The organism is Maricaulis sp., from assembly GCF_048270265.1.
GTDB lineage: Bacteria > Pseudomonadota > Alphaproteobacteria > Caulobacterales > Maricaulaceae > Maricaulis.
In genome coordinates, this window is sequence record NZ_JBLWTD010000002.1 from 66,235 (window position 1) to 81,536 (window position 15,302).

The 15,302-nt window shown below is 63.8% G+C and carries 18 protein-coding genes; 9 read left to right on the forward strand and 9 right to left on the reverse strand.

The features are described 5' to 3' along the window. The first annotated feature begins 8 nt into the window (after positions 1 to 8). The gene (locus ACN0YF_RS01970; protein ID WP_417493125.1) at positions 9 to 1,220 is read left to right on the forward strand and encodes an O-antigen ligase family protein; all 1,212 of its coding nucleotides are present in this window, start codon (positions 9 to 11) and stop codon (positions 1,218 to 1,220) included. Beyond that, entirely contained in the window at positions 1,220 to 2,173 is a 954-nt protein-coding gene (locus ACN0YF_RS01975) for a glycosyltransferase family 2 protein (protein WP_417493126.1), read from the forward strand. The genes ACN0YF_RS01970 and ACN0YF_RS01975 overlap by 1 nt, the downstream gene beginning before the upstream one ends. Here ACN0YF_RS01975 and ACN0YF_RS01980 read toward each other — a convergent pair. Further along, a complete protein-coding gene (locus tag ACN0YF_RS01980; protein WP_417493127.1) occupies positions 2,164 to 3,072 on the reverse strand; it encodes a hydroxymethylglutaryl-CoA lyase in 909 nt (302 codons plus the stop codon). The two genes, ACN0YF_RS01975 and ACN0YF_RS01980, sit on opposite strands and share 10 nt — an antisense overlap. Continuing rightward, positions 3,056 to 4,852 carry an ArnT family glycosyltransferase gene (locus ACN0YF_RS01985; RefSeq protein WP_417493128.1) on the reverse strand — a complete coding sequence of 599 codons (1,797 nt, stop codon included), beginning with the start codon at positions 4,850 to 4,852 and terminating at the stop codon, positions 3,056 to 3,058. Before ACN0YF_RS01985 ends, ACN0YF_RS01980 begins: the two co-directional genes overlap by 17 nt. Before the next feature lie 102 nt (positions 4,853 to 4,954). On the opposite strand from ACN0YF_RS01985, the gene ACN0YF_RS01990 reads away from it, so the two are divergent. Beyond that, positions 4,955 to 5,689, forward strand: a complete 735-nt coding sequence (locus ACN0YF_RS01990; RefSeq protein WP_417493129.1) for a glycosyltransferase family 2 protein — start codon at positions 4,955 to 4,957, stop codon at positions 5,687 to 5,689. 103 nt (positions 5,690 to 5,792) lie between these two features. Beyond that, the gene (locus tag ACN0YF_RS01995; protein ID WP_417482887.1) at positions 5,793 to 6,212 is read left to right on the forward strand and encodes a hypothetical protein; all 420 of its coding nucleotides are present in this window, start codon (positions 5,793 to 5,795) and stop codon (positions 6,210 to 6,212) included. A gap of 139 nt (positions 6,213 to 6,351) precedes the next feature. Here the strand turns inward: ACN0YF_RS01995 and ACN0YF_RS02000 are convergent, their stop codons facing one another. Beyond that, complete coding sequence (locus tag ACN0YF_RS02000; RefSeq protein ID WP_417493130.1) at positions 6,352 to 6,678, reverse strand: hypothetical protein; 327 nt, start codon at positions 6,676 to 6,678, stop codon at positions 6,352 to 6,354. 233 nt (positions 6,679 to 6,911) lie between these two features. Here ACN0YF_RS02000 and ACN0YF_RS02005 point away from each other — a divergent pair, with 233 nt between their 5' ends. After that, complete coding sequence (locus tag ACN0YF_RS02005; RefSeq protein WP_417482888.1) at positions 6,912 to 7,487, forward strand: DUF1003 domain-containing protein; 576 nt, start codon at positions 6,912 to 6,914, stop codon at positions 7,485 to 7,487. A gap of 34 nt (positions 7,488 to 7,521) precedes the next feature. Here ACN0YF_RS02005 and phaR read toward each other — a convergent pair whose 3' ends face one another. Beyond that, positions 7,522 to 8,130 carry a polyhydroxyalkanoate synthesis repressor PhaR gene (phaR, locus tag ACN0YF_RS02010; protein WP_417482889.1) on the reverse strand — a complete coding sequence of 203 codons (609 nt, stop codon included), beginning with the start codon at positions 8,128 to 8,130 and terminating at the stop codon, positions 7,522 to 7,524. 159 nt (positions 8,131 to 8,289) lie between these two features. Here phaR and phbB point away from each other — a divergent pair, with 159 nt between their 5' ends. Both phbB and ACN0YF_RS02020 read left to right on the forward strand, forming a co-directional pair. Beyond that, positions 8,290 to 9,015: an acetoacetyl-CoA reductase gene (phbB, locus tag ACN0YF_RS02015; protein WP_417493131.1), complete on the forward strand. Its 726-nt coding sequence runs from the start codon at positions 8,290 to 8,292 to the stop codon at positions 9,013 to 9,015. 58 nt (positions 9,016 to 9,073) lie between these two features. Continuing rightward, complete coding sequence (locus tag ACN0YF_RS02020) at positions 9,074 to 9,808, forward strand: DUF4908 domain-containing protein (protein WP_417482891.1); 735 nt, start codon at positions 9,074 to 9,076, stop codon at positions 9,806 to 9,808. Here the strand turns inward: ACN0YF_RS02020 and ACN0YF_RS02025 are convergent, their stop codons facing one another. Together ACN0YF_RS02025 and gloB are read right to left on the reverse strand one after the other, a co-directional pair. Then, a complete protein-coding gene (locus ACN0YF_RS02025; protein ID WP_417493132.1) occupies positions 9,809 to 10,255 on the reverse strand; it encodes a cupin domain-containing protein in 447 nt (148 codons plus the stop codon). Further along, positions 10,255 to 11,025: a hydroxyacylglutathione hydrolase gene (gene gloB / locus ACN0YF_RS02030; RefSeq protein WP_417493133.1), complete on the reverse strand. Its 771-nt coding sequence runs from the start codon at positions 11,023 to 11,025 to the stop codon at positions 10,255 to 10,257. Before gloB ends, ACN0YF_RS02025 begins: the two co-directional genes overlap by 1 nt. 73 nt (positions 11,026 to 11,098) lie before the next feature. On the opposite strand from gloB, the gene ACN0YF_RS02035 reads away from it, so the two are divergent. Together ACN0YF_RS02035 and hisC are read left to right on the forward strand one after the other, a co-directional pair. Further along, the gene (locus ACN0YF_RS02035) at positions 11,099 to 11,857 is read left to right on the forward strand and encodes a class I SAM-dependent methyltransferase (protein ID WP_417493134.1); all 759 of its coding nucleotides are present in this window, start codon (positions 11,099 to 11,101) and stop codon (positions 11,855 to 11,857) included. A 9-nt stretch (positions 11,858 to 11,866) separates the two neighbouring features. Then, positions 11,867 to 12,955, forward strand: coding sequence for a histidinol-phosphate transaminase (gene hisC / locus ACN0YF_RS02040; RefSeq protein ID WP_417482895.1), 1,089 nt, complete (start codon positions 11,867 to 11,869; stop codon positions 12,953 to 12,955). Positions 12,956 to 12,958: 3 nt separating this feature from the next. Here hisC and ACN0YF_RS02045 read toward each other — a convergent pair whose 3' ends face one another. The 3 genes from ACN0YF_RS02045 to ACN0YF_RS02055 are packed head-to-tail and all read right to left on the reverse strand — an operon-like array spanning position 12,959 to position 15,293. After that, positions 12,959 to 13,969 carry a DUF2125 domain-containing protein gene (locus ACN0YF_RS02045; protein WP_417482896.1) on the reverse strand — a complete coding sequence of 337 codons (1,011 nt, stop codon included), beginning with the start codon at positions 13,967 to 13,969 and terminating at the stop codon, positions 12,959 to 12,961. Then, entirely contained in the window at positions 13,966 to 14,706 is a 741-nt protein-coding gene (locus tag ACN0YF_RS02050) for a lysophospholipid acyltransferase family protein (protein WP_417493135.1), read from the reverse strand. Before ACN0YF_RS02050 ends, ACN0YF_RS02045 begins: the two co-directional genes overlap by 4 nt. Next, on the reverse strand, positions 14,703 to 15,293 hold the full coding sequence (locus ACN0YF_RS02055) for a YdcF family protein (RefSeq protein ID WP_417482898.1): 591 nt from the start codon (positions 15,291 to 15,293) through the stop codon (positions 14,703 to 14,705). The genes ACN0YF_RS02050 and ACN0YF_RS02055 overlap by 4 nt, the downstream gene beginning before the upstream one ends. Positions 15,294 to 15,302 lie beyond the last annotated feature (9 nt).

The following is a 15,302-nucleotide window of genomic DNA, read 5'->3' on the forward strand; positions in this document are numbered from 1 at the left end:
CGGCACCCATGATGGCGAAGGGGCAGGGCAGGGTCGGCTGGGTGGCGGTCCTCGCCTTCGTCCTTGCCTTGCCCTGGTCCATCGCCGGTGCCGGCCTCTTGCCGCCCATGCTGGTGCTGCTGGCGATCATCGCATTTCCTGTCGATGCCAGGTTCTGGCGGCTGCGCGCCGTCTCGATGCCACTGGTGTTCAGCGGGCTGTTCCTGGCCTGGGTCGGTATCAGTTTTCTGTGGTCGCCCTATGACAATCCGGAGCAATTGCCCAAAACCCTGATCGGCATCCCGCTCTATGTCCTGCTGGCCTTGCGGATCGGCGGCCTGCGCGGCCGCTGGCAGGCCCGCACTGAGGCGGCGATGATCTTCCTGGTGATCGCGCTGGGCCTGTTTCTGTTCGCCGAGAGCCTGACCGGCGGCGCCATGACCCATGCCTTCAAGGTCGCGGTCGAGGGCTATGACGCGCTGCCCGAAGCGGATGTGATGATCTACGTCAATCGCGGGCTTGGCCATGCGACGGTACCGCTTCTGCTGCTGGCCGGACCGGCGGCCCTGATTGCCTATCGCGCCGGCGGGCTTGTCGTGGGCGTGGTCGTGATGCTGCTCGCGGGCGTCGCCGCCTTCAGCTTTGGCACCGAGGTCAATGCGGTTGCCCTCCTGCTGGGGCTGGCCGCCGCGGTCCTGACCTTCTTCTGGCCGCGGCCAATGATTGCCGGCATTTTCGGCTCCGTCGCCGGCGGGGTCATGATCGTTCCCGTGGTCCTGCCGGGCCTGATCGCGATCATGCCGCAGGCCCTGCGCGATGCCCTGCCGCTGTCCTGGGTCTGGCGGCTTGAGATCTGGACTTATGTCAGCGGTCTGATCCGCGCGAAGCCGCTCTTCGGCTACGGGCTGGACGCATCACGGCCGCTGAACAGTGAAATGGAGCTGGCGGGCTACCAGATCGAGATGCTGCCCATGCACCCGCACAATGCCAGCCTCCAGGTCTGGCTGGAGACCGGCCTGATCGGGGCGGCGCTGCTGTCCTGCGCCCTGGTCTTCCTCGGCGGACGTATCGCCAGCGCACCGCGATTGACGCGCGACCAGGCGGTCGCGGCCGCTTGGGTGCTGGTCACCTATGTATCTCTGGTTTTGTTTTCCTATGGTGTCTGGCAAGAGTGGCATCAGGCTGCCGCCGCCCTGGCGGCGACCGCTGTCCTGTTCCTCGGTGCCCGGAAGCCCGCCTGATGAGTGATTTGCGTCTTAGTGTCGTCACCGTTTCCTGGATGACCGGATCGCACCTCATGGACGCGGTCACCGCCGTCCTGGCCGCTCCTGGTGTCGACGAGTTCGTGATGGTCAGTCACGAAAACCCGCCGGAGGTGGTGCAGGGGCTGCGCAATCTGGCGGCGGCGCATCCCGAATTTGTCCTGATCGAGACGGATGCCAATCTCGGCTTCTCCAAGGGCTGCAATATCGGCGCCCGGGCTGCGAGCGGTGAGCTGGTGCTGTTTCTCAACCCCGATGCCATCCTCGCGCCAGGCTCGGCCCTGCAGCTCAAGCAATCGGCCTTGGCCGTCAAGCAGCGGCCCTGGATTATCGGCGCGCGCATTCTCAATCAGGATGGCAGCGAGCAGGCCGGCGGGCGGCGCGGCGAACTCACCCCGCACACCGCCGCCGTCAGCTTCCTGCGCCTCGACCGTCTTATACCCGGCTTGCAGAGCCTCCACTGGGAGCGCCGGGCCTTGCCCGAGGCGATGGAGCGGGTACCGACCGTGTCGGGTGCCGCCCTGATGATGCGCCAGGCGGATTTCCTCGCGATTGGCGGGTTCGACGAGCGCTATTTCCTGCATGTCGAGGATATCGATATCTGCCGCACAGTCCGTGAGGCGGGCGGCGAGGTCTGGTTCGAGCCGCGCGTGGATATCCTGCATTTTGGCGGCACCAGCCAGTCCAGCCCGATGCGGGTCGAGACCCACAAGGCCGCCGGCTTCGTCAAATATTTCTGGAAATTCTATCCCGGACCGCTGCAAAGGCTGACAACCGTGCTGGCCATCGTGCCGATCTATGGCGCGATCTGGGCGCGCGTCATTTGGCTGTCGCTTCGCGGCCGGATGCGCGTTGTACTCTTCAAGCTCAGGGCCCGCCTGCGTCTGTCGCGCCAGCGCCGCGCGCGCGGCGCTGGCGACGATCAGGCCTGAGGCTTCGGAAACCCGCCGGCGCGCTTGAGGGCTGAGTCGACGGGGTGTTTCAGCGCCACATCCTCCAGCCATTTCGCCGTTGCGATCATCCGGTCAAGATCGATCCCGGTATCGAACCCGCCGCGCTCGAGCATGTAGACTACATCTTCCGTGGCGACATTGCCGGTCGCCGCCGGCGCAAACGGGCAGCCGCCAATCCCGCCGCACGAAGCATCGATCACATCGACGCCGGCATCGATTGCCGCGGCGATATTCGCCATCGCGGTGTTGCGTGTGTTGTGGAAATGCATGCGCAGCCGCATATCGCCGCTCTGGGCGCGGACAATATCGAGCGCCTTGCGCACGCTCCACGGATCAGCAACGCCGATCGTATCACCCAGCGCGAACTCGCAGGCGCCGGCCGCTTTGGCTCGCGCCGCCAGCTCGCCGAGAATTTTCGGATCGACCTCGCCATCGAACGGGTCGCCAAAGGCCACAGACACCGTCACCGAGACCGGTACGCCCTCGTCATGGGCGAGGATGGCGATCTTGTCGAACAGGTCGGCGGTCTGCTCCGGCGTTGCGTTCTGGTTCCTGAGGCCAAAGCCGGCCGAGGCGACCATGACATAATTGATCTCGTCACAGCCCGCCTCGAGGGCGCGGCGCAGGCCGCGCTCATTCAGCGCCAGCCCGATATATTTCACCCCGTCGAGCCGCGGCGCCAGCGCCATCACCTCGGCACTGTCGGCCATCGCCGGCACCAGTTTGGGATGGACAAAGCTCGCCGCCTCCATCCGGTTGACCCCGGCATCGATCAGCCGCGAGATGAATTCGATCTTCATCTCCGTCGAGAGCAGGACCGGGTCATTCTGGAGCCCGTCGCGCGGCCCGACTTCAACGATTTCAATCTTGCGGGTCATTCAAGGGCTCCGGAAGGCAGCGTGTGAAGAGGAGCAGCAATGTCGTTTCATCGCCACGCGAGTAATTGGTTCCTGACGCCAGTCCCTCATGACAAACGCCCAGATTCTGCAGCCTGTCAGCGATCGAGTCCGCGTCAGGTGCTTCGGACGTCATCAAGCCATCGATCAAACCTGGGGCGCGGGATGTGTCCAGTACAAGTAATATGGGCTCCTCCCGGCTTTCCGCAAACGCCAGCACCTCTTCCGCCGTGCCCAACACCGTGTCGGTTCCCAGCGAGAAGACCAGGCTCGGCTCGGTGTAGGAGGACGCCGTGACGATCTCCTCCGGCGCGATGCCGGCAATCGTCTGCGAATAGCTGCGCGCGGCACGGACCTGGTCGGCCAGCCGTACGGCATAGGCATTGGGTGCTGCGGCCCCGCGCGCCATCACTTGCCAGCCGAGGCCGGACGCGACGGCGAGGCAGAGCACCAGCGCGACCGAGCGTCCGCGCGCCGCCACCAGCGTCGCACCGGTCAGTCCGGCGAAGATCGCTGCGGTGAGGAAGACGATGGCCGCAGTCGCCGGATCAAGCCCGAGCTGGAAACCACCTTCAAATCCGCCCAGCGAGAGCCGCACCGCATCCCAGCTCGCATTATTGCCATAGACGACAAACAGCACCGGCAGGGCGATCGCGAACACCAGCCCGGCAAAGGCAAACAGGGCCCAGCTGACCCATTTTTGCCAGGCCGCAGCCTTGGTGAGCTGCATCAGACCCCAGCCCGCCATCAAGGCTAGTGCGGGATAGGCGGGCAGGACGTAGTGGGGGAGTTTGGTCGGCAGGAATTCGAACACCAGCCAGACCGGGATTGCCCAGGCGATGAGGAAGCGCGCGGCGCCGGCGGCCTGATCGCTATCCTTGCCGCGCAGCGCATTGGCAACGCGGCCGGCACCGGGGATCAGGAAGAGGATGGCGGGGAAGAAGAGCAGGGGCAGCAGGAGGAGGTGATAGCCGAATATGCCGCCATGGCGCTCGGCGGCGCCGACCAGTTTGGGGGCCATGTCATCGCCGATCGCCTGGCGCAGGAAACCGCCATCGGTGGCGATCTGGATCGAGATCAGCCAGGGCAGGACCATGGCAATGGCCAGCAGCGGGCCGGGCCAGAACAGGAGCGGCTTCATCCAGCGCGCCTTGCGCTCCCAGGCGAACAGCACGATCAGCGCCAGCCCGGCGGCCATCGGTGTCACCGGGCCCTTGATCAGCGCGCCCAGGCCGATGGCAAACCAGAACAGGATGGCGGTCTTTCTGCCACCCTCGCCAAAGCGCAAATTCGCCAGCGCCGCCATGGCCAGTGTGGTGCAGCCGACCAGCATGGCATCGGTCTTGGCAATGCCACCCTCAATGCCGAGCAGGACCGTCACTGCGAAGAGGGCTGCGCCTGCGAAGGCCGCCTCGCGCCCGATCAATCTCTGCCCGCCCCAGAAACAGGCCAGTGCGGCCAGGATCACACCTAGCAAGGAGGGCAGGCGATAGGCCCAGATCTCGCGTGCTTCGGCGCTGGAGAAGGCCGCAACGCTGACCGCCTGCATCCAGTGAATGCCGACCGGCTTCTTGTTGCGCGCTTCGTCGAGGAAATTGATGCGGACGAAATCGCCGCTTTCCAGCATTTGCGCCGTCGCCTGGGCGAAGCGGCTCTCATCACGGTCGAGCGCCGGCATGGTGAAAATACCGGCCAGAGCCGACAATGCTGCCAGCAAGCCTATGATGATATAGGCGCGAATTCCCTTCGCCAGCTCGGCCATGAAAGTCTCCAATGGTCGCGGGGCTGTGAAACCCCTCGCGTCATGTGCTAGACGCGTATGTAAAGCAGACCCCGTTTTCCGCAAGCGCAAGCAGAAACCCTTATGAGCCAAACCCCTGATATCTCCGTCGTTGTGCCCGCCTATAATGAGGCTGGCAATGTCGTGCCGCTGGCGCGCGAAATTGCCGAGGCGCTCTCGGGGCGCAATTTCGAGATTCTGTTCGTTGATGATTGCTCGACCGACGGGACGCGCGAGGAACTGATCGCGGCCAAGGGCGAATTGCCGATGCTGCGCGTGATCGGGCACCGCCATAACGCCGGCCAGTCGCGCTCGGTGAGGACCGGGGTGATGCATGCGCGCGGTGCCGTTGTCGCGACCCTGGATGGCGATGGCCAGAACCCGCCGGATGGTCTGCCGATCGTAATTGATGCCCTGACCCGCGCCGATGCGCCGGAAAACCTGGCACTTGTCGGTGGCGACCGGAGCCAGAACCGTCAGGATTCAGCCTGGAAGAAATTCGCCTCGCGTTTCGGAAACGGCATCCGCAAGCGCATGCTCAACGACAATTGCAATGATACGGGCTGCGGCCTCAAGGCCTTCAAACGGCAGGCCTATCTGGAACTTCCCTTTTTCGATCACCAGCATCGCTTCCTGCCGGCGCTGATGAATCGCGAGGGTTATTTGTGCGAATTCAGGCCGGTCAGCCACCGTCACCGCACCATCGGATCGTCGAAATATACGAATTTTGGCCGTCTTTTCGCCTCTTTGACAGACATGATGGGAATGATGTGGTTAAATTCGCGTGCGCGGAACCCGCGTGGTTCAGACGAGTTATAGTGAGGATCTGATTATGTCAGGTGGCGGGGATAACGGTGTAATGTTGGGTATGATGGCTGCCAATCGCGCACAGCGAGGCGGCCCTGCCAAGGGGAAGAGTTCCATGTTCAATGTATTTCCACTGATGACCGTTCCGGTCATCGTCTATGTGATTATTGCCTTCACGCTCGGTGGCGCGGACCAGACTTCCATGGTCGCGGCGCTCAACGGGCCGGTCTTCCATATTCCGATGGCGTCGGGTCAGTGGGCCCTGCCGCTGGGCGATCTGATCGTCATTCTCGGCATGCTGTGTCTGTTCATCGAACAGATCAAGGCCGCCGGATCGGGCACTGCGACGATCATCAATCATGGTCTGTCCATGATGGTATTCGTGGTCGCGATGGCGCTCTTCCTGCTGGTCGGGAAATTCGGCACTTCGGCCTTCTTCCTGCTCACCCTGATGACGCTGATGGATACGGTTGGCGGTTTCGTGGTGACCGTGGTTGCAGCCCGGCGCGACCTCGCGGTCGGCGGCGAAGGCTAGACCTCGCGCAAACAGTCTGGAGCCGCTTCAGCGCATATCAATGTGGTGAAGCGGCTTTAGAACAGCACGAAGACCAGGCTGGCACCGACGACAGCGTCGCACCAGAAGCCAAGACGGCGCAGGGCAGGTCCATCCAACATCAGGCGCGTCGCTCCCACATCGGGGGCGGCGCGCTTTTTTGTGTCGCGTCCTGATAGGCGCGGCGATAGCGGGCCTGCTCGCTGGTCTCGGCCCGGATGCCGCGGCGCGGCGCTCCGGAGATGATCTGCACAATGAGTTCAGCCGGGGCGAGCTGCGCCCGCACATGCGGCTGCGAACGGGTCGCGGCAACGTGTGGGGTCGGGACAGGAGCTTGGGCGCGGTCTTGCCGCGGCTGACGATCATTGGATCCGCGTGCCGAACCAGCCGGTTCAATGCGCCGGTTGGCCAGGGTCGGGACAGGATATGGGCTGCGGATCGTGATCATATCAATACCCTCGCAAGGGCGATGCCAGACTTTAACACCTCATTAACCATGATTCTGGTCGCAAAAGCGAACTGGATGCTGTGTTTTTGCCCCGATCGGGGCCATCAGCGTCCGGCACTGGTCTGAAATGATACGAAAGTCTTAACGTGGCCCGGCCCCGAATTGGCGGTATCGCCAGGGTGCCGGCGCTTGGTAAGCTCGGCGCCGCTGGGACCATGGCCGGGAGATGGGCAATGAAACGGGATGTCGCGACGCTTGCGCATGAAATGCTGCACAGCGATCTGGATGATCTGACCAAGACCGAGCGCCGCGTGCTCGATCGCATCGCCGAGCGGCGTCAGATTTCGAAAAACCTCAACCGGGATGATGATGAAGGCAATTCATTCGGTGATCGCATGGCGGACCGGGTCGCCGAATTTGGCGGATCCTGGGTCTTCATCGGGATTTTCGCCGTCGTCCTGTTCGGCTGGATCGGCGCCAATCTCGTGCTGGCCAGATTCCAGGCCGAGGCCTTCGACCCCTATCCCTTCATCTTTCTCAATCTGATCCTGTCGATGCTCGCGGCCGTGCAGGCACCGATCATCATGATGTCGCAGAACCGCCAGGCGGCCAAGGACCGGGCCGCCGCCGCGCACGACTATGAGGTCAATCTCAAGGCCGAGCTCGAGATCATGGAATTGCACGACAAGCTCGACGGGGTGCGCCAGAGCCAGCTCACCAGCCTGCTGCAACAGCAGGGACGCCAGATCGAGATGATCGAGGCCTTCCTCGCGGCCAATGGCCATCCGGCCAGTCCGTCAAAGGGCTGAGTGGCCGGTTTCTGTTAGGGTCAGAAGGGGCAGCCTATTTCTGCGTCTTCAGCAGCTGGTCGAGCTTGGCGCGCATATCGTCGAGCTCTTCACGCATCTTGGCCATATCGGCTTCGCTTTCCTTGCCGGTATCCGGCTCGGCCGGTGCTTCGGCGGCTTCCGCTTCCGGCGTTGCTGCGGCCACGAAGGGGGTGAACATGCGCATGGTCTTGCCAAAGGCTTCCATATTGCGCCGCGTCTGTTCTTCGATCAGCGCCATGGTCGCCTGGGGCGACATCATCGCATCGCCGACCTTGGTGCGATATTCTTCCTGCTGCTGCGTGAAGTTGTTCATCGACATCTGCAGATAGCCCGGCACGACATTTTGCAGGCTGTCGCCATAGAAACCGATCAGTTGCCGCAGGAAGTCGACGGGCAATAGATTGGTGCCGCGGGATTCTTCTTCAAAAATGATCTGCGCCAGCACGCCGTGGGTGAGGTCTTCGCCGCTCTTTGCATCGATCACCTGGAAATGTACGCCCTTCTTCACGAGGTCGCGCAAGTGGTCGAGGGTCACATACTGGCTGGTCGAGGTGTCATAAAGGCGCCGATTGGCGTATTTCTTGATGACGATTTCGCCTTTGCCGCTTTTCGTTTTGGTCACAGCGCATTCCTCGTGCTGGTGTAAAATGCGTAGTCCAATGTCGCAATTCGCTCGACATGGGCGCGCACCTATTTCATTACGGTTTACGCTCAGCAAGCGGTGTGCTGCAAGCGCGAAGACTTAAGATGCAATGCCAGATCAAGAAATTGGGGATTGGATATGACACGCACAGCACTGGTTACAGGCGGCACCCGGGGTATCGGCGCTGCCATCTGCGTTGAACTCCAGGCTGCGGGCCATACGGTCGTTGCCAATCATGCGGGCAATGAAGAGGCCGCCCGGGCCTTTCACGCCGAAACCGGAATCGCCACGGCCAGCTGGGATGTCGGCGACTACGACTCCTGTGTGCGGGGGCTGGCCGAGGCCGAGGCCCTGGCCGGCGGCCCCTTCGATGTCCTGGTCAACAATGCCGGCATTACGCGCGACAGCATGTTCCACAAGATGACACCCCAGCAGTGGAATGATGTCATCCGGGTTGATCTCAGCTCGATGTTCAACATGACCCATCCGGTCATCGAGGGCATGCGCGAGCGCGGGTTCGGCCGCATCATCAATATCTCCTCGATCAACGGTCAGAAGGGCCAGATGGGCCAGGTCAATTATTCTGCCGCCAAGGCCGGTGTGATCGGGTTCACCAAGGCGCTGGCGCAGGAGACGGCCCGCAAGGGCATCACCGTCAACTGCATCGCGCCGGGCTATATCAATACCGACATGGTGGCGGCCGTGCCGGAGAATGTGCTGCAATCCATCATTGGCGCCATTCCGGTCAACCGGCTCGGTGAAGCCTCGGAAATTGGCGGCCTGGTTGCCTATCTGGCCTCCGATGCAGCCGGTTTCATGACCGGTTCCGTCCTGACCATCAATGGCGGGCAGTACATGGCATGACGGTATTGCGGGCCTCTGCCCAAAAAATGCCGTCTTGCCAGTGTCAATGCTGACCTCGATGACCCGTTTCCTGATCGTAATACTGACCGCGGCCCTGTGCGCCGGCGCTGCCATCGGGTTCCAGAACCCGTTGCGTGACCGCTTGTTGCGCAATGAGCGCGCCGAGGAAACCGTCGGCTGGTACCAGCGTGCCGATACCGGCGAGTTCTTCCTGTTTGACCGGTCAGGCACGGTGGCCCTGCTGCGCGAGCGCGATGACCCGACCCGCGAAGTCCTGGCCCTGTTCGCAAACCGGGCTCCCGGCGGCGGCACTTCCTATGTGACCGATACCGGCCGTGAGGTTGTTCGTCTGACCGCCCTGGGCGGCGCCACCTATTTTCCCGCTGACGCCCCCAACGGGGTGATCGCGGACTTCGCCAGCGAGGCGGGCGGTCTCGCGCCGGCACCGCGTTCGGCAGAGGAAGTCCGTCTGCAGGCCGAAGAGCTCGTCAACGAGCTCACGGCCGATCTGAACCGGACCATCTCGGTCGGCTATGCGCCGGCGCCACGGGCCGGGCTGGGCGTGCAGTATGACAGCCTGCACATGATTGCCCTGGCCTTCCGTTCGCTGCGCAATGATCGCCGGCGTCTGCGGGGCATTGACCGCGTGGACATCTCGATCGGTGATCAGCCGGCGGCCTATCGCCGCGACAACAGCCTGATCGTCGTCATCGCGCCGGAATACGGCTTTGCCGGCCGGTCCTCCTCGGCCTATATCGCGCGCGCTCTTCTGGCGGACGACCAGGCGACCTGATCAACCGGTTTCCGTGCCAGGGCCGGTTCCGGGGGCCCAGCCTCGCGGCGCCATCTCGAATCCCGAAAATTCAAAGCCCGGCGTGACCGTGCAGCCGACCAGTGTCCAGGCACCGCGCGAGCGGGCACTCTGCCACACGCCCGGCGGTATGATCTGCTGCGGACGCTGACCGGCGGCGATATCCGGTCCCAGGTCAAGCCGGCCCTGTTGCACCCCGTCGGCACTGATGCCGAGTTCCAGCGCCGCACCCCCATACCAGTGCCAGATTTCCGTGGCGTCGACCCGATGCCAGTGTGACCGCTCGCCCGCCTCGAGCAGGTAGTAGATCGCCGTTCCGCGCGCCCGACCGTCGGGGCCCGGCTCATCGCGCCAGGTCTCGACATACCAGCCGCCTTCCGGATGCGGCTGCATGCCCAGCGTCTCGATAATCTCTGCGGCGCCGGCCATCAGAAGACATCCTTGCGGCGGCGGATTTCGGCGAACACGGCCTCGTCGCTCGCATCCAGCAGGCCGAGCCGGGCGCGGATGCCCGGGTCGCGGGCCCGCAGAAAGGGATTGGCGGCCTTTTCGGCCGCGATGGTCGTCGGCACGGTCGCCTCTTCGCGCAGCCGTTTGGCGTCGACGTCGGCGGCATAGGCCTGCAGAGCGGCATTGTCCGGGTCCACCGACAGCGCGAAGCGGGCATTGGCCTGGGTGTATTCGTGGGCGCAATAGATCACGGTATCGTCGGCCAGCGCGGCCAGGCGCGACAGGCTGTGCCACATCTGCTCCGGCGTGCCTTCGAACAGGCGCCCGCAGCCCAGCGCGAACAGGGTGTCGCCGACGAAGGCGACATGCTCGCCCGGCAGGCTGTAGACAATATGGCCGCTGGTATGGCCGGGCGTGAAGATCACCTTCGCCTCGATCTTGCCGAGCCAGACGCTGTCGCCGTCACGGACGGGCTGGTCGATGCCGGGAATGCGGTCGCTCTCATAGGCGGGTGCCACGATGCGGGCTCCGGTCGCCGCCTTGATCGCGGCATTGCCGCCAGCATGATCGAAATGGTGATGCGTGTTCCAGATCTGGGTAATGGTCCAGCCGGCCGCCTTCGCCTCGGCGAGGATGCGCTCGGGATCGGGGGTGTCGATCGTCGCAGTCTCGCCGCTTGCCGCATCATGGATCAGGAAGCCGTAATTGTCGGACAGGCATGGAAACTGCCGGATGCTCAGTTCGCTCATTGTCGATTTCGCCGCTTTGGTTAGTGTTGCGCTCATCGCCCCATGATCGGGCCAAACGAGGAGTGTGTGAAGGGTGCGCCGCGAAGCTCTCGAACTGGACCGCTTCTACCGCAGCCGCCAGGGCCTGGTGGCGCGTGAGATGATCGGCCGCCGGCTGACTGCGATCTGGCCTGACGCCAAGGATCTGGATCTGCTTGGCCTCGGCTTCGCCACCCCCTATCTCGAACCCTACCGGACAAGCGCCCGGCGCAGCATATGTTTCATGCCGGCAGCCCAGGGTGCGGTCGTCTCCGCAACCGCCTGTTCAGGCATTGCCCTGGGCGATGAAACGCATCTGCCCTTTCCCGAGGCCTTGTTTGACCGCGTCCTGCTGGTCCACGCGCTGGAGGAAGCGGATTCGCTCCAGGCCACGCTGCGCGAGATCTGGCGGGTCCTGGCACCGGAAGGGCGGGTCGTGATCGTTACGGCCGCGCGCTCGGGCATCTGGGCCTGGCTGGACTCGACGCCCTTCGGGCATGGCCGGCCCTTTTCCAGGGCCCAGCTGTCGCAATTGCTCGACGACGCCCTGTTCGAGCCTACCGCCTGGTCGCGCGCGCTGTATGCGCCGCCCTGGAAGTGGAGCACGCATACGCGCATCGCACGGATGTGGGAGGAGACCGGTGAGCGGGTCTGGCCGGCGCTTGGCGGGGTCATTCTGGTCGAGGCCGTGAAACGGACCATGGCGCTGCGCCCGCGCCCCTCAACTGCGCCCGCCCGCCGCAAACCCCTTGAAGCGCAAAGCCGCCCCGCGCTATCCCGTCACGACAATCCTTCCGACCTTTCGGACAGCTGAGGTAATTACATGGCCATCGAACCGCGTTCCGGCATTCTCGACATCCAGCCCTACAAGCCGGGCGCTGCCGATGCGCCGGGCGTGGCCAATCCGGCCAAGCTGTCCTCCAACGAAAATGCGCTGGGCTGCTCGCTCAAGGCGATTGACGCGTTCGAGAAGGCGGGTTCACGTCTGCACCGCTATCCCGACGGCGGCGCCACCCTGCTGCGTGAGGCGATTGCCCGCGAAGAAGGGCTCGATGCCGACAATATCGTCTGCGGCACCGGTTCGGACGAGATCCTGCAACTGCTCGGCCGCGCCTATCTCAATCCCGGCGACAAGGTCGTACAGTCGCAATACGGCTTCCTGGTCTACCGCCTGGTGGCGATGCAAAGCTGTGCGCGTCTCGTCTCGGCTCCCGAGCGTGGCTACACCACGGATGTCGATGCGGTCATCGCAGCGGCTGGCGAAGATACGAAAATCGTCTTCATCGCCAATCCCAACAATCCGACCGGCACCTATATCTCTGACGCCGAAGTGCGGCGTCTGCGCGATGCCCTGCCGCCGACGACGCTGCTGGTGCTGGACGCGGCCTATGCCGAATTCGTTGACGCCGAGGACTATGATCCCGGCATGGCGCTGGCGCGCGAGCGCGACGATGTCTTCGTGACGCGGACCTTCTCCAAGATTCATGGTCTGGCCGGGCTGCGCCTGGGCTGGGGTTATGGCTCGAAGACCATCGTAGACGTGCTCAACCGCGTGCGCGGCCCGTTCAATGTCAACCTGCCGGCGATCGAGGCCGGTGCCGCAGCGATTGCCGACCGCGACTTCATGCAACGCTCGGCGCAACACAATGCGACCTGGGTGGATTACCTGCGCCAGCAACTCGGTGGCCTGGGGCTGGAGGTTACGCCCAGTGTCTGCAATTTCGTGCTGGTGCACTTCCCGCAGACAGCCGGCAAGACAGCGGCCGATGCCGATGCCTGGCTGACCCGGCATGGCCTGATCGTCCGCGGTGTTGCGCCCTACGGGCTCAATGATGCGCTGCGGATTACGGTGGGCAAGGAAGCTGACAACCGGCGGGTCGTCGAGGTGCTCTCCGAGTTCATGGGGCGCTAGACCTCAATCGCTCAGATCGCCAAGCCTGACCGGGCCGAGATAGACACCGCCATCGCGAACACGGAAGGGCAGGGCGACACCGTCGGGGCCGCGCGGTGCCATCATGGCAGCGAGGCGCAGGGCCTGCTCGTTTTCGGCCGGCACCAGCCGGGCCTGGACCAGTGCGTCGGCCAGGGCGTCCGGGTCGGTAATGTGCAGCGACAGGCGGCCATCGGGCTGCGCCGACCGGTCGAGGGTGAATTCGCCAACCCCTGACAGGTGGGCCGGGCCCCATTCCAGCGCCGACTCGGCGATCTGCAATTGGCCACCGGCGCGGCTCCATGCCCCGGCATCGGCATCATTGGCCAGTGTCGACCATTCGGTCACGGTCAGATCCATGCGGGCGAGATCGGCGTCGCGGCCGAATGTCCGCCCGACTTCCGGCGAGACGGCGTCTTCGCTGATGGACAGGCCAGTTGCCTCGAGGCGGATGCGCAGCGTGTTGTCTTCGGCGACCAGTCCCGAGAACAGGAGTTTTTCGACCGCTTTCACGCCCGGCGCATCGCCGGTGCGGGTCTCGATCAGGAGGTTGTCGATCTCGGCGCCGATACGGATCGTCTCGCCGACACTATTGCTGACCAGGCTGACAAGGGCGAGTGTGGCATCGATTTCGAGCGAGGTGGGCGTGCCGGCGTCGTAATCGAGCCAGAGCGGCCCGTCGAACTCGATGATCCAGTGGCGGAAGTCATAGAACAGGGCATGGGCCTTGAGCATGTCGAGCCGGGCGGTCCAGCCGCCATCACTCTGCGGGGCCTGGAATTGCGGGGCGGTGACTTCGACCTGGAAGCGGTAGGGAAAACCGGTGACGCGCAGGCGGTCCTGCTCAATGGCATATCCGGCGCTTTCCTGGCGGGCGATCCAGACGCCGACTTCACGTTCGATCGTGCTCTTGGCGTGCAGCCAATAGGCTGTGTAGAGCACCAGTACCGCGAGGACACCGAGTGCGGGAAACAGAAAACGCTTTGGAACTCTCACGCAAGGCTCTCCCGGCTTGGGGCTTCGGCAGGCTGCTCCACCAGGGCATCAGCCGCCGTATTGATCCGTTCATGCAGGGTTTGCATGAATTGGGCCTTGGGCAGTCCGGGCGCGATCGGCTCGAGGAATTCGACGACGATCAGGCCGGGTTTCTTCAATCCGCAATAGGGATGCAAATGGACGCCGGAATTGAGCGCCACAGGGACGCAGGGCAGGTTCATCGAGCCGTAAAGGCCGGCAATTCCGGGCTTGAATTCCGGGTGCTCGCCGGGGTCGACGCGCGTGCCCTCCGGGAAGATCAGCACCTGGCGGCCTTCGCTGCCGCGCGTGGCGGCATCGCGCAGCATCTTGCGCAGGGCCTTTGAACCGGCGGTGCGGTCAACATTGATATTGCCCAGCTTGACCGCGAACCAGCCGAAGAAGGGCATGAAGATCAGGGAGCGTTTCAGGATGATCGCCGGATCGTCGAGAATGCCCCAGAAGGCCAGGGTCTCCCACATGCTCTGGTGTTTCGAGGCGATCAGTGCGCCGCCGGCGGGGAGGTTTTCGCGGCCGCGAACCTCGAAGCGGACGCCGCAGATCCAGCGCAGGCCAAACCAGATGATGGCGAGATAGAGCCGCAGATAATTGCGTGCCCAGCGGCGCGGCCCGAGCAGGAGCGGCGTGCCGGCCAAGCCCATGATGGCCATCAGACCATACATGTAGATCTGGAAGATGATCGATCGGACGGCGTTCATGACACGTCGCCAGCCGCCGGGAACAGGGCACGGCCGATCCAGACCGTGGTGTATTTGGCGTATTCCTGGACCCATAGCCGGGCCGCACGCGGATTGCGCCAGGGCGGCGTGGTGCGCACGGGGTAGGGAATGAATTCAATATCGGGCATCACCATGTCCATCTCGATCAGACTGCGGGGCAGATGATAGTCTGAGGTGACGATGATCAAGCGGCTATAGCCGTTTTCGCGCACCCATTGTGCAGTCTCGCGGGCATTGCCGACCGTGTCGGTGGCCTGGCGTCCGAGTTCCACGCAGCAGGTGAATTGTGCATCGGAGAGGCTGGTATGGGCCCGCAATTCCTCGGTCGTCACCGATGGGTGGACGCCTGAAATCAGCAAATGCGCCGAGCGCCCGTCCTGCAATAATTGCGCGCCGGCCGTCAGCCGGCCCTGGTCGCCGGTCAGCACGACAATGCCGTCGGCGTTGAGGGTGTCATCGGGCAGGGCGTAGCCTGAAACGGTTCCGGCATAGGCGACAAAGCCGATAATGCTGGCGACCAGGGCCGAAAACGCCAATGCCCGCAAGATGCCGATGCCATGTTTCATGCGTTCACT

Excerpts from the sequence above, each read along its gene's own strand:
- ACN0YF_RS01970 (WP_417493125.1), top strand. The coding sequence starts at position 9 with ATGATGGCGAAGGGGCAGGGCAGGGTCGGCTGGGTGGCGGTCCTCGCC.
- ACN0YF_RS01975 (WP_417493126.1), top strand. The coding sequence starts at position 1,220 with ATGAGTGATTTGCGTCTTAGTGTCGTCACCGTTTCCTGGATGACCGGA.
- ACN0YF_RS01980 (WP_417493127.1), bottom strand. The coding sequence starts at position 3,072 with ATGACCCGCAAGATTGAAATCGTTGAAGTCGGGCCGCGCGACGGGCTC.
- ACN0YF_RS01985 (WP_417493128.1), bottom strand. The coding sequence starts at position 4,852 with ATGGCCGAGCTGGCGAAGGGAATTCGCGCCTATATCATCATAGGCTTG.
- ACN0YF_RS01990 (WP_417493129.1), top strand. The coding sequence starts at position 4,955 with ATGAGCCAAACCCCTGATATCTCCGTCGTTGTGCCCGCCTATAATGAG.
- ACN0YF_RS01995 (WP_417482887.1), top strand. The coding sequence starts at position 5,793 with ATGTTCAATGTATTTCCACTGATGACCGTTCCGGTCATCGTCTATGTG.
- ACN0YF_RS02000 (WP_417493130.1), bottom strand. The coding sequence starts at position 6,678 with ATGATCACGATCCGCAGCCCATATCCTGTCCCGACCCTGGCCAACCGG.
- ACN0YF_RS02005 (WP_417482888.1), top strand. The coding sequence starts at position 6,912 with ATGAAACGGGATGTCGCGACGCTTGCGCATGAAATGCTGCACAGCGAT.
- phbB (WP_417493131.1), top strand. The coding sequence starts at position 8,290 with ATGACACGCACAGCACTGGTTACAGGCGGCACCCGGGGTATCGGCGCT.
- ACN0YF_RS02020 (WP_417482891.1), top strand. The coding sequence starts at position 9,074 with ATGACCCGTTTCCTGATCGTAATACTGACCGCGGCCCTGTGCGCCGGC.
- ACN0YF_RS02025 (WP_417493132.1), bottom strand. The coding sequence starts at position 10,255 with ATGGCCGGCGCCGCAGAGATTATCGAGACGCTGGGCATGCAGCCGCAT.
- gloB (WP_417493133.1), bottom strand. The coding sequence starts at position 11,025 with ATGAGCGAACTGAGCATCCGGCAGTTTCCATGCCTGTCCGACAATTAC.
- hisC (WP_417482895.1), top strand. The coding sequence starts at position 11,867 with ATGGCCATCGAACCGCGTTCCGGCATTCTCGACATCCAGCCCTACAAG.
- ACN0YF_RS02050 (WP_417493135.1), bottom strand. The coding sequence starts at position 14,706 with ATGAACGCCGTCCGATCGATCATCTTCCAGATCTACATGTATGGTCTG.
- ACN0YF_RS02055 (WP_417482898.1), bottom strand. The coding sequence starts at position 15,293 with ATGAAACATGGCATCGGCATCTTGCGGGCATTGGCGTTTTCGGCCCTG.